Source organism: Alcaligenes sp. RM2, from assembly GCF_052931795.1.
Genome location: NZ_JBRFIO010000005.1, coordinates 59,361 through 72,659, shown reverse-complemented (window position 1 = coordinate 72,659; position 13,299 = coordinate 59,361). Strand labels below are relative to the sequence as shown.

General features: G+C 55.0%; 6 protein-coding genes. All 6 read right to left on the bottom strand.

Features of this window, described 5'->3' with window-relative positions; translation table 11 throughout:
* Positions 1-18 precede the first annotated feature (18 nt).
* Genes ACU6HM_RS15800 through ACU6HM_RS15775 form a run of 6 tightly spaced genes read right to left on the bottom strand, consistent with a single transcriptional unit; the run spans position 19 to position 12,805 of the window.
* The gene (locus ACU6HM_RS15800) at positions 19-1,209 is read right to left on the bottom strand and encodes a chain-length determining protein (RefSeq protein WP_446764044.1); all 1,191 of its coding nucleotides are present in this window, start codon (positions 1,207-1,209) and stop codon (positions 19-21) included.
* The gene (locus tag ACU6HM_RS15795) at positions 1,206-1,868 is read right to left on the bottom strand and encodes an ABC transporter ATP-binding protein (RefSeq protein WP_446764043.1); all 663 of its coding nucleotides are present in this window, start codon (positions 1,866-1,868) and stop codon (positions 1,206-1,208) included. The genes ACU6HM_RS15800 and ACU6HM_RS15795 overlap by 4 nt, the downstream gene beginning before the upstream one ends.
* Complete coding sequence (locus tag ACU6HM_RS15790) at positions 1,865-2,653, bottom strand: ABC transporter permease (RefSeq protein WP_446764042.1); 789 nt, start codon at positions 2,651-2,653, stop codon at positions 1,865-1,867. The genes ACU6HM_RS15795 and ACU6HM_RS15790 overlap by 4 nt, the downstream gene beginning before the upstream one ends.
* Before the next feature lie 42 nt (positions 2,654-2,695).
* Positions 2,696-3,895, bottom strand: coding sequence for a polysaccharide biosynthesis/export family protein (locus tag ACU6HM_RS15785; protein ID WP_240688315.1), 1,200 nt, complete (start codon positions 3,893-3,895; stop codon positions 2,696-2,698).
* Positions 3,896-3,897: 2 nt separating this feature from the next.
* Positions 3,898-5,238, bottom strand: coding sequence for an aminotransferase class I/II-fold pyridoxal phosphate-dependent enzyme (locus ACU6HM_RS15780; protein ID WP_009463527.1), 1,341 nt, complete (start codon positions 5,236-5,238; stop codon positions 3,898-3,900).
* Complete coding sequence (locus tag ACU6HM_RS15775; RefSeq protein ID WP_446764041.1) at positions 5,231-12,805, bottom strand: SDR family NAD(P)-dependent oxidoreductase; 7,575 nt, start codon at positions 12,803-12,805, stop codon at positions 5,231-5,233. The genes ACU6HM_RS15780 and ACU6HM_RS15775 overlap by 8 nt, the downstream gene beginning before the upstream one ends.
* Positions 12,806-13,299: the final 494 nt, after the last annotated feature.

The window sequence follows — 13,299 nt, the reverse complement described above, 5'->3', positions numbered from 1 at the left end:
CTTCCCCTGAAAGTATTCTTAATCCACATGGTCCAGCACAATGCTCTTGAGCAGCTTCAAAATCCCTGCCAGCATCAAGGCCACTAACAGCGTCACTAACGTGTTGTAGAGGCGGCGTGGTTCCATGGGATATTCAGGCAAAGTAGCGGACTGCAACACGGACACCTTCTCCAACATACGAGTGGCGTCAATCCTGCCCTTCTCCAAAGCAGTCAAAGATGACTTGTAAAGCTCTTGTGTGAACTTCACATTCATGTCCAGGCGATAGAACTCTTCGACATATGCGTTTAGAGTTCCGCCTGAAGGCGTCGCCAACTTGAGTTTTTCCTGCTTGATCTGTTGGTCCACTGCTTTCAGTGACTGCTTGAGCATCAAGATATTCGGATGATCCCGATCCAAAGATTTAGGCAAAGAAGCCAACTGGGTCTGTAACTGGGCTCGTTGCCCTTCCAACGCAGCAACAATTGCATTAATACTTTCTGCTGTCGCCTGGGGAGACAGTAGGCCAGCCTCATTCTGATAGTTCAGCAGATCTTGGCTAGCCTTTTGAAAACGCTCTTGGGCTTGGTCAACTTGGGTGACCAAGAAGTCGACCTGAACTTGGGCCATTTCGTGGCCGAGCACATTCATATACCGCTCGCCTTCCTCAACCAGCTGTTGAGTAATAGCCTGGGCCATTTCCGGGTTGTAAGCCTGAACCTTGATACGCAACACACCAGAGAAGTCATCAAACTCCACTTCTACCCGACGCAGATAATGCCGATGAAACCACTCTAGTGATGCGTCTTGAAACCACATTCGCGACACCAAATCATGATCAGAGGAGCTGTAGTGCGTACGTAAATCCAAGGACTGATCTAGTTTCTTAAGCATGTCCACCGACAACAAATAATCACGTAGTAACAGCTGGTTCGCGCGATCTACTGTAGCCACACCGGATACCAACATCCCTAAATCAAAAGAGGGTGCGCCTACCGAGTCTGTTTTCCGAATAATGACATTGGCTTCAGATACATAGCGGTTGGATGCAAACACCAACCAATACGCTGTTGTCAGAACCGCCAAAATTAGGATTGCGCTAACGGCATGATCAAATAAGCGCAATGAAAACCACGAGCGGAGACGAGCTCCAAAGGTAGATTTCTTTGAAACGGTTGTATTGGATGCAACGCTAGCATCCTGCGTCGTGACTTGAGGTGTATCTGTCATTTTGGAAGCGAATCCTTGTAGGCATTAAGCGCATCGTCAATCTGGTCAAACCAGTGCGCTTGTCCTTGATGCAGCCAGACGCCGGCCTGGCAAAATTGTCGTAAGGTTTTATTGTCATGGGCTACCATGATCAGGCCCGCACGATCAGTCATGGTTTTAAAAGCATCCGCGGCTTTTTTTCGGAATGCTGCGTCACCTGCCGCCGTTACTTCATCCGAAATGTAAACATCAAAATTAAAAGCAAAGGACAAAGCGAACTGAAGACGGGACCGCATGCCAGAGGAGTAGGTATAAACAGGCTCCTCAAAAGCTCGACCCAGCTCGGAAAAATCTTTAATAAAGGCCAAACGATCTGCCAAATCCTCTTGGTGGCCATGAACTCGGCAAACAAACTTGGCGTTTTGACGACCAGACAAGGTCCCCTCCAAACCACCATTGCCCATAGGCCAGGACACCCGGCACAAACGCTGGATAGTTCCCTTATTCGGATGATCAACCCCTCCAATCAAACGTAACAACGTTGATTTCCCTGCTCCGTTGGAACCAATAAGCCCCACATTAACCTTGGGAGGAATAGTCAGATTCACACCTTCCAACACCCAACGGCCCACACCATGGGCGGTTTTGTAGCGCTTATACACATCCTTGACGACAATCATTTCATCACCAACTGCTGTGTAAAGCGTCTATACAAAATCAGGCCTAAAAACAGACTGACTATCCCCCACAGATACAGGTACCCCATGCTGATGCCCGGCACCATGTGGTAGTAATTCGAAAAGCCTTTGCGCACCAACTCCAATCCATGCACTAAAGGATTGAACAAGAGCAGATCCCGATAAGGTTGAGGAACAGCAGAAATAGGCATGATGACCCCTGAAATCAAATACAAAGGCATCATCATGATTTTCAGTATGTGCTCAGTTTCGCGCACCAAGGCCATCAATACAGAGGCAACCAAGCCATAGCCCACGCCAAAGAGCCATAACCCGAACATCGTCACCACAACCTGCAAAGGATCGTCAGGCCGCACGTCATGCCCGAGCAGTGCCGCGCCCGTCAAAATAATTGCGGACACTAAGGTCATTAGAAATGCTTCCAAGACTCCACGAGCTATAGAGGTATCAAAAGGTTGCACCTGTCTGTATGCAAATAAAGGCTTATTGCTATCGACCGCGTACATCACCTGCATCGCTGTACGGCGAAACATGAAAAACGCCAACATGCCCACCACAATCCAGACAGTGACATCAATGCCACCGACTGTACGCAAACGAATCACAGTGAAGATGAACGTGATGAAACTGATATGCAGCACTGGCTCCATCAACAACCAGAACCAGGCAGCCCGCATATCAAACAAGCGATCCAGGGACTCTCGCAAAACTAACGCCCGCCAAACCGACCAAGTGACGGCCATGGGGCTGCGCACCTGCTTACTCATCTCGGCCTCTGTTGAAGGAGTTGTTCTTAAACATGTGCACGATCACTTCATCATGTTGTTCAAGGTCGTACTAGGCACAGCCACCGACACCACTAGACGCAGGAACTTCTGGAACTCCGCCGCTGGCGAGTTCGAGACATAGATCACGTCCTTATCCTGCACCGGGAAGTTCTGCGTCACAAAGAAAGAAGCCGGGTCACGCAGGTCGATCTCGTACACCACGGGCACGACGCCCTTCTTGTCCAGCAGTGTTGATTCAGGCGCACCGTCCACCAGCGCAGCATCCTCAAAGCGGAAGACAAACACACCGCGGGCATCAGCTCGTGACGTATCAAGGCCACCCGAACGGGCCAGGGCCTGTACCAGGGAAATGCCCTGAGCTTCAAATGGAATTTCTTCGTTCTTACCGGTGGCACCCAAAATGGAGAAGCTCTGGTTCTGGTACAGCGCCGTGATCACATCACCCGGTTTCAGCATGATGTTCTGGTTCGGATTACGAATAATCGTATCCAGCGCCATGGTGGATGTGTTCAGCTCTCGCGAGAGCTGAATGGCAATGCGGTTGACTGCTTGCTTGACGCCACCGCCTGCGGCCAGGGCATCCAGCAAACGCTCACCTTTAGGCGTCAAGGGCATCAAGACGCTTTGATTGACCTCCCCCACGACCGTCACGTTCGAGGTGTTGTTCTGAATGACACGCACCAGAACCTGCGGATTATTGGCCTTGCCTTGCAAACGCTTGGCAATGCTTTCTTCGATCTGTTGGGTGTTGCGGCCTTTGACGGCAATACGGCCAGCGAAAGGCATGCTGATCATGCCGTCGGGCGTGACCATTTGCTGGGGGAAAGCGACGGCATTGGTGGTTGCTGCCGTTGCCTTGGGATCCAGGGAAATGCTGCCAAACAGCATGGCAGGCGGTGCTTCCCAAACCGACACTTCCAGCACATCGCCGGGGCCAATCAGGTAGTTGTTCGAACCTGTGCTGGGGAACTGGGCGGCAAAGTCACCCATGCGCTTTTTAGCGGCCAACTTCTTGGTCAACTCATCTGTCACGTTGACCAGGGTGATGCCTTCGATACGGCCTTCACGTCGTTCCTGTACTTGCTGGCGACTGGGGCCGTCTGCAGGCATCCAATCAGGCATCGTGGCACATCCGGCTAGTACGGCGACCAAGGTGCTGGCCAGTACGGGTCGCCCCATTGCTGCAATCTTGCTTACTGCTGTGTGTAGTAATTGAGCCATGCTTATTTCTTCATGAGCGTGTGAACGGTTTCACACGCCAGGTCTATGTCATCCTGGCTATGCGTGGAAGACAGGAAAAAGCGCAAACGCGCTGCTTTTTCTTCCACCGCAGGATGGATAATGGGTTGCACATTCAGACCGGCATCAAATAACTGGCCGGACAGTTTGACTGCTTTAAGAGAACTGCCTGTAATCGCGGGAATCACGGCGTAGCCTTCGGCAAAGCCGGTATTGATTCCCATCGAGCGCATCGAATTCAGAAACTGGCTGCCACGCTCTTGCAGGGTATGCACACGCTCGGGTTCCCGGCGCATGATCTGCAAGGCTTTAAGCGAAGCAGCCGCCAGCACGGGGGAAATCCCCACGCTGTACACAAAGCCGGAGGCGGCGTATTTGAGCAGTTCCACCAGCGCGCGGTCGCCAGCGATATAGCCGCCGCAGCTTGCCAGGGTCTTGCTCAAGGTGCCCATCCAGATATCGACATCGCGGCCTGCCACACCAAAATGCTCATGCGAGCCGCGGCCTGTCTTGCCCAGCACGCCCAGGGCGTGCGCTTCATCGACCATCAAAAACGCTTTATACCGCCGCTTTATGTCAATAAATGCAGGCAGGTTCGGAATGTCGCCATCCATGCTGTACAAGCCTTCGATCACAATCAGCACACGTTCAAACTGGCCACGAATCTCGGCCAGAATGCGCTCCAGAGCGGCGCTGTCGTTGTGAGGGAAGGAACGGCGGGCGGCACCCGATAACTGGATGCCTTGCAAAATACTGTTGTGGATCAGGCTATCGTGAATCACCAGATCCTTGGGACCGAACAAGTAACCAATGGTGCTGACGTTGGTGGCATGTCCACTGACAAAAACCACGCAATCATCCACCTCATAGTTCTGCGCCAGCTCTTCTTCCAATTCACGCTGGACGCGGCGCTCGCCTGCTACCAAACGGCTGGCCGAAGCCGATGTGCCGTACTGGTCCATCGCAGCTTTGGCGGCCGCATTCACTTCCGGGTGTGCAGAAAGACCCAGATAGTTGTAATTGGCAAAGTTCAGATAGTCGCGCCCGTCGATACGGGTGCGCGCAGCGGCCACACCATCGTGGCTGCGGAAAAAGGGGTTACGCACGCCCATACGATCAGCCATGGCCTTGGGCACCAGCATTTTTTCGTAACCGGGATGACGGTCAAAGCGGGTGTAGGACTCCGGGATATGGCTGGCCGCCCCCTGATGGGTGGCGGACTGCTCGGCCATGCGGCCATTGCTGGCCGCTTGCCCGGTTTTACGTCCCAGAATGCGCTGTATCAGTTGTGCTTTACTGCCTGGCGCCAGATCGTTCTTACTCATTGATCAGTGATGTTCCTGTTTCTGCCAATCGCTGTACATCTTTTGCCAAGCCTTGCAAGTCAGCCTCGGACATATCGTCCCCGTGCTGACGTACGACATCGGCTACCAAGTGCCCAGCGTCCTGCTCTGCCGAGTCCTCGCCACCGGCCGTCAGCTTGTCCACAATGCGGGCCGCAACGTTCCAGACGGTGGGAGAATCATTCAGCACCATGGCGGGCAACTGCACGCCAAAGCGTTGCTCCAACCCCAGGGCCAGTTCCACAGCCATCAAGGAGTCCATGCCCAGATCATGCAAGGAGCGCTGGGTTTCAATACGGTCTACTTCGGTGCGCAGAATGTTGGCAACTTCCTGCGCCACCCACTCGGCCACCAAAGCGTGAATTTGCTCGGGCGTTTTACCCGCGATCAAGGTGTGAATATCCTGGCCATCGCTGCCTGAGTCGTGATCCTTGCGGGCACGGTTCAAGATAGCAAAGCGTTCACTTTGGGCCGAGGCCAACAAGCGTGCCAAGGCATTCCAGTCGAAGTTGGCCACAATGGACACTTCGCCATTGACGGCCAGGACGCGATCCAGTTGATCCAGTGCCTGATCCGACTGCAACGGTGCCTTGCCCAGACGTTTGCCCAAGCTGTCCTTCACAGTTTCATTGCGGGTCAGGTAACCTGCGTCGCCAATCGGTCCCCAGGCAATGCAGGACGCCGCCAGACCCAGGTTCTGGCGCAAGCGCGTCAAACCTTCCAGGCCCGCGTTGGCGGCCACATAGTTCGCCTGTCCGGGGTTACCAATAGAGGTCGTCACAGACGAATACAGCACGAAGTGGGACAGCTTCAAATCCTGAGTAGCCAGGTGCAGATTCCATGCACCCACCAACTTGGTTTGCAGTACCTTGTTCAAGCTATCCTGATCCATATTGGCGATCAGGCGATCATCAAACACGGCGGCAGCATGCAGCACGCCAGTCAGTGGGCTATCACCCGTCTGAATCTGCGCGACAACAGCTTGTACTGCTGCGGAATCCGTAACGTCACACGCCACGAATTGCACGCGACAGCCTTGTGCCTGGAACTGCTTCAGCAGCTCTTGTGCACCAGGGGTCTCGGCACCGCGGCGACCAGCCAGGACCAGAGAGCGCACGCCACGCTTGACCAGCCATTGGGCGGAAGCCAAACCGAAGCCAGACAAGCCACCCGTAACCAACCACGTGCCCTGTTCGGACAAGTCGAGAGGAGCAGCGATTTGTTTTGCAGGCAAACGGGGTTGGGCATCCTTCAGGGAGACCACCAGCTTGCCGATGTGACGAGCCTGCTGCATGGCGCGGAATGCATCAACCACATGCTCGGCACCGAAGCTGCGGTAAGGCAGTGGGAACAGCGCGCCATCATGGAAAAGCTCCATGACTTCCTTGAACAAACGTCCCGCCAAAGCTGGGCGTCCCGTCAGCAGTTGGTCGGCATCAATACCGAAGTAGCTGATATTGCTCTTGAAGGGACGTAGACCAATCGGCGTGTTCTCGAAGAAGTCACGCTTGCCCAACTCCAGGAAACGGCCAAAAGGACTCAGGACGTCCAAACTGCGGCGCATGGCCTCACCCGCCAGCGAGTTCAGCACTACGTCCACACCTTCACCGCCAGTGGCGTCCATCACGTCCTGAGCAAAGCTCAGGCTGCGCGAATCGAACACATGGTCAGCGCCCAGCAAGGAGGCGAATACGCGTTTCTCGTCCGTGCCAGCAGTGGCATAAATCTCTGCGCCCAAATGACGGGCCAGCTGGATTGCAGCAATCCCCACACCACCTGCGGCACCGTGTATCAACACTTTTTCACCGGGCTGGATATGAGCCAGATGCGTCAGGGCGTAGTAGACCGTGAAGAACACCGTTGGAACGGTGGCGGCAGCTTCAAAATCCCAGCCTTCAGGCATGGGAGCGATAGCATCCGCACGTGTCACCACATGGCTGGCAAAGCAGGAGGAACCAAAGCCCATCACCGGCTGGCCTACCATCAAATTGGTGACATCAGCACCAACGCGTGTAACCACACCCGAGAACTCCAGACCCAGGCTGGCACCGGCAAAACCGTTTTCGACGGCTTCGTCCGGCAACAAGCCCATCAAATACATCACGTCACGGAAGTTCAGGCCCGCGGCCATGGTACGGACTTCAACCTGATCTGCAGCCAGGCTCGGCGCTTGAACAGCTTGCCATTCCAGATTGCGCAGTTGTCCGGGCACCTGAAAGTCCAGCTTGAAATGGGCATCCTGGCTTAGCTGGGCGGTCGCTGCCGCAGTAGCCTCTTCCAGTACCAAGGTATGGCGTGCGTCTTGAGACAAGACAATTTCTGTTGCTTCATCCGGCCACAGCAACTCCAGTTCCAGACGCTGAGCGACATCGCTGGCATTCACATCACCGGCCAGATCAATCAATGTGCAGGACAAGGCGGGCAGCTCGTTCATCACGACGCGACCAAAGCCCCACAAGGCCGACTGGGCGGGATTCACCGTCCAATCCAATTCCTCTGCCATCGCCGGCAAGGCGCCGCCTTGCGTCACCAGGAACAGGCGACTTGCAACGGTACGGGCGGACAAGTCCTGCGTCAGGCTCAGCAGTTGCGCGCTGGTCTGGCTGACCGCAGCAGCAGTATCGGCCCAACCCAGCATCTGCACTACATTCAGAGGACTCTCATCAGCCAGAATGTCTGCACTGAGCGGCCAGATTTGAGCGTTAACTGTTTGGCCAGCTGCTTCCAAACGGGCTTGCAACGAATGGGCTTGAACTTGAGAAGCCTCATCAAACAACAAGACCCATTTCGCTGCAGCGACGGCTTCCTGGTTTGGAATCGCCTGCGTTGTGGCGGCCTTGGCCAGCAACAAATAGGCACCTTCACTCAATTCCTGTGCGGCAGGCTCTTGCGCAGTTTGCACCTGCTCAAAACCTGCTTGCTCCAACGCCGTGTGCCAGCCTTCGGGCGACAACAAGGAGGAGGATTGCGACTCACCGGCGGCGTGCCACCAGCTTTGGTCCAGACCGGACAAGAAGTCTGCATGCCAGTCAGGGTGACACTCGGCCACCAGCAAGACCCCACCCGTCGCCAGCCATTGCTTGCTCCGCATCAGGGCGGGAGGCACATGCACGGTACGGTGCAGGCTGTGGCGCAAAATCACGACATCGAACTGGGGCTTATCGACCTGCTCCAGTTGCCAGTCTTGCAGATCAAAACCGAGCACCTGCACGTTGGCCAAAGCATGGTGCTGCGTTGCCTGACGAGCCTGCAAATCAGCATCTGGCAAAGCCAATACGTATTCAAACTGGTCTTCGGACAGGCAAGCAGCCAGAGTCTTGGGCAAATCGCTTGGGCCTACGGCGACTTCCAGTACGCGCAGCCGCTGGGAGGCGGGCAAGTTCGCAGCCAGTTCTCGCAACTGGGTTTCCAGTGCCAGACGCACACCCAGATACATGGGGTCATCGTCATACAGCACTTCAACCACGGGGGAACGGCGCAAGGAAGCCAGCAGTTTTTCGCCTGAAATATCGCCACGCAACAAGGCCGGCAATTGGCGTCCGACCGAACCAATCTGGGTCAGTTGCGGCAAGCTGCTAGGCGAATCCTGCAAAATTGTGCGCCACAAGTCCTGGGCGGCAGGCATATCGGCCTGCTCCACCACACGATAGCCTTCGTCATCTTGCAGCAGCTCTTCAGCGCGCAACAGCTCGCTTAGCCAGCGGCCATACGGGCTATTCAATACTTCGGTGCTGAGTTCGGAAGGCTTTACGTTCTGGAAGGCTTCATAAATAAAGGACAGGCTCAAGGCATCCAGCAAAGGCAAAGTCTGCTGGAACCAGGTTTCTCGCTCTTGCTGCTGGTCAGCCAGTGCTGCCCAGCCGCTTTGGGCCAGTTGCTCAGGCGAGAGCGTAACGGCAACTCGCTCATCGCGAGGATGAGGACGCAGATAAGGGGTAATTTGCCAGTTGGACACCGCGTGACGATCCTGGCGCAAGAAATACGCAGCACGGAAACGGCAGGCCTGGGCGCTGGCCAACAAACGGCCATCAGCACCATACAACTCGAAATCCGCCAGTACCGAACGGGCACTGCTACGACGCAGGTGTGCACGAAAATGCGTTACCTGCCCTTTCGTAGACAGGGTGAAACGGCCTACTTTCACAGGCAGCAAGGCCACACCTTGGCCTGCTTCAATATCTTGTGCGAAGAAATCCACCAGGGACTGGTAGCACACGTCCATCAAGGCCGGGTGCAGCAGATAGCCGTTTTGCTCCAGGCTGACGGGCATCTCCAGTTCGGCATTCAGGTAAGTACCTTGAACCTGCGAGGCTTTCAAACCCTGGAAGGCCGGACCGTAATCCAGACCCAGGGAATGCGCCAAGCGATAGTGTCGATCGCGATCAATCTGCAGTTCAGCCGAGGCCAGGGGCGAGAGCTCCGCCACGGGCATGCGTTCATCCGAAGCCAGAATACGACCGCTGGCGTGTACCACCCACTCGTCCTGGCTCAAGCGTTGGCGACTCTTGATATGGAAGCTGCCATCACGCGGGCTCAGCACAAAACGCAGGCTGCGGGCATGTTCACCATCAAAAACCAGCGGAGCCAGAATATCCAGCTCGTCCACCAGGATCAGTGCTTCGCCCAGCCACTCGCGGGCTGCAGCCAAAGCCATTTCCAGGTAAGCGGCACCTGGGTACACCATGGCACCACCCACTTTGTGATCCGCCAGCCAAGGCAAAATCACCGGGTCCAGCACGTTTTCCCAGCTGATATCGCTATCCGGCAAACGCCAACCCAGCAAATCATGCACACGACGACGCTCGATGGAGCGCATCCCTTCTGTGCTGCTCTTGTACCAATGACGCTCGCGCTGCCATGGGTAAACGGGCAGCTCCACTGGATTGCCAGCAACGGGAAAACGGGCTTTCAACTGGGTCGGCAATAAAGCCAGGGTATGCAAGGCCGTATCAGTCAGCCGCTGCGGGCCATCGTCATGCTTGCGCAAGCTGGACAACACCACACCCTGAACCTCACACTGAGTCAGGGTTTCACGAATGTAGCGCTGCAAAATGGCGTGCGGGCCAATTTCCAGAAATACGCGGCAGCCCTGGTTCGCCAGACAGGCAATAGCCTGCTCAAACTGCACGGGTTCGCGAATATTGCGCCACCAGTAATCCACGCCCAGCTCTTGCGGGGACAGTTCGTCGCCCGTAACGGTCGAGACAAAACGGGCTTGTGGAGCCTGCTGACCGGGCTGCAAATCGCCCAGGCTCTTTTCCAGATGCGGCAGCAAGCCATCCATATAGGGACTGTGAAAGGCGTAATCCAAATCCAGCAGGCGGAAGAAAACGCTTTGGCCTTCCAAGGCAGATTGAATGCGCAGCAAGCCGTCCAGACTGCCGGACAGAGTGATATTGGAAGGGCTGTTTACCCCCGCCACATTCACGCCCAAGTCCGCACCCAAGCCTTCCAGCAAGGTGTTCACCGCTTCCTGGGACAGACCGATAACGGCCATCCGGCCTTGGCCACGAGTCAGACCTTGAGCCTGACTACGGGCACAAATAACGCGTATGGCTTGTTCCAGATCCAAGGCACCAGCGGCCCAGGCAGCAGCGATTTCGCCCACACTGTGGCCAGCCACGGCATCAGGTTCAATGCCATCTTCGCGCAGCATGCGCGTCACAATAACCTGTACAGCAAACAACAAAGGCTGGGCGACTGTCGTGTCGTCCATGCGGGAAGCGGCAGGTTCGGCCTGCAATTGCTCCAGCAGCGAAAAGCCCGCCAAGGGCTGCATCATGGCGTCCAGTTCGGACAGCAAAGCCGCAAAACGAGGGGACTCGCGCAACAAGGTCACGCCCATGCCCAGCCACTGCGCTCCGTTACCGGCGTAGACAAAGGCCAATTGGCCTTCTTTGCTCAGGGCGTCTACGGTTTGCAAACCTTGTGGGGCTTGGCCTTGCGCGTAAGCACGCAATTGCGCCACGCCTTCTTCAACCGTTTCGGGCTGAATGATCAAACAACGAGCCAAAGTCTGACGACGGTGAGTGACCGCGTAGCTGACATCGTAAAAATCTTGCGCCGTCTTGCCGTCCAGCAAGTCCGCATAATTACCCGCTTGCTCACGCAGAGCGGCTTCTGTCTTGGCCGACAAAACCAAAGGCGGCAAACCCGAGTTCGGCACCGTTGCCGATTGGGCCATTGTCGCTACAGGAGCCTGCAACAAGACGTGGGCGTTGGCACCACCAAAGCCAAACGAGTTAAGTCCTGCGACCAAAGGCTTGCCATCGGTGCGCTGCAATTCGCGGCCCTGGGGCAGCAGCTCCAGATTCAAACCATCAAAATCAATGGCGGGATTGGGGGTATTCAAATGCAAAGCAGGCGGCAAGGCTTGGTGCTGCAATGCCAGCACTGTCTTGACCAGGCCAGCCATGCCGGAGGCCGACTCCATATGGCCCAAGTTCGCTTTGACTGAACCAATAGGCAAACGCTGTTCACGCGATTTGCCATACACCGCGCTGATGGCGGTGGTTTCAACAGGATCGCCTACGGCTGTACCGGTACCGTGGGCTTCTACAAAGTCAACATCAGCCGCTGTCAGGCCACTGCGCTCCAGCACGGAGCGCATCAACTCAATTTGTCCCTGGCAGCTAGGAATAGTAATGCCGGTCTTGCGAGCCCCATCGGCATTCACGCCTGTTGCCAAAATGACGGCCTGTATCTGGTCGCCATCGGCCAGCGCCTGCTCCAGGGGCTTGAGCATCAGTACCGCGCCACCTTCGGACCGCACGTAACCATTACCAGCCTCATCAAACGCCTTGCAACGGCCATCTGCCGATAGCATCGACGCTTTGGTAAAGCCAACAAAGGGATAAGGGTGCAGCAACAGATTGACGCCACCGACCAAGGCTGTCGAAGCCTCGCCATTGCGCAAACTTGAGCAGGCTTGATGCAAAGCGACCAAAGAAGACGAGCAGGCGGTATCCACCGCCATGGACGGACCGTGCAGGTCGTAGATATAGGACAGACGGTTGGCGGCGATACTCATGGTATTGCCGGTCATCATATGTGCTGTCAGGCTGGCTAAATCGTCCAGACCGCGCATGCCGTAATCCAGGCCGGAAATACCAACATAAACCGCACAGTCACTACCGGCCATGCTGGAGGGCAAGACGCCCGCATTCTCCATGGCTTCCCAGGACAGCTCCAGTAACAAGCGTTGTTGGGGGTCCAGCCAGGCGGCTTCGCGAGGGGAAATGCCGAAAAAGTCCGCATCGAACTCGTCGATGCGCGACAAGACACCAGCCGAAAAAGTAATGCTACGCCCCGGCTCGGACCTTTTATCGTGTTGCAACTCGGCCGTCGCCCAGCGATCCGCCGGGATTTCCGTAACCAGGTCGCGTTTTTCAATTAAGGCATTCCAGAACTGGTCGGGCTGCGACAGGTCACCCGGAAAGCGAAACGCCATACCAATAATGGCGATTGCTCCAGACGCAGTATTGCTTTTATTAATATCCGTACGGGATGCTTCTAACTCCTTAGCACCCTTGCCTGTATTTTGAGACACGCACCCTACCCTTTCGATCTTTACTGACTTGCCCTGTCACCGCGGAGCACGGAATAGTCATATTTGATAAAACGCTATTTCGGACAACGACTTCTGACATAGCCGTGTCGCAGGCAGCACACCAGTAAACAATGGCGAAACTTACATCCCGTTACTATGATTTACAAACCCCAATTACATGGTATATATATAAACTCCATGCAATTCGATGATATTTATTTTCGAATTTTATTTAGGCAATAATGCTAAAAATAAAATATTCAAATAAAATATTCCCTGACGATATTATTCTATTTATTGTTAACCAAAAAAAACGAGTGTTTGAAAAATAACAAAGCCTTGGGTATATTTACCAAGGCTGTCTAATCAAGACACTAGGCAAAATATCAAAGATTTTTTTATTTCGTCGCCACCTTTAGCGAAATAAAAACTTCAATTCGACATTAAGCAAAGACTGCTCCTCGCCAAAAAATCCTGCCTACTTGGCGGTAGCC

What these genes read in the sequence shown, in the direction of transcription:
- ACU6HM_RS15800 (WP_446764044.1), bottom strand. Translation starts at nt 1,209, where the DNA reads ATGACAGATACACCTCAAGTCACGACGCAGGATGCTAGCGTTGCATCC.
- ACU6HM_RS15795 (WP_446764043.1), bottom strand. Translation starts at nt 1,868, where the DNA reads ATGATTGTCGTCAAGGATGTGTATAAGCGCTACAAAACCGCCCATGGT.
- ACU6HM_RS15790 (WP_446764042.1), bottom strand. Translation starts at nt 2,653, where the DNA reads ATGAGTAAGCAGGTGCGCAGCCCCATGGCCGTCACTTGGTCGGTTTGG.
- ACU6HM_RS15785 (WP_240688315.1), bottom strand. Translation starts at nt 3,895, where the DNA reads ATGGCTCAATTACTACACACAGCAGTAAGCAAGATTGCAGCAATGGGG.
- ACU6HM_RS15780 (WP_009463527.1), bottom strand. Translation starts at nt 5,238, where the DNA reads ATGAGTAAGAACGATCTGGCGCCAGGCAGTAAAGCACAACTGATACAG.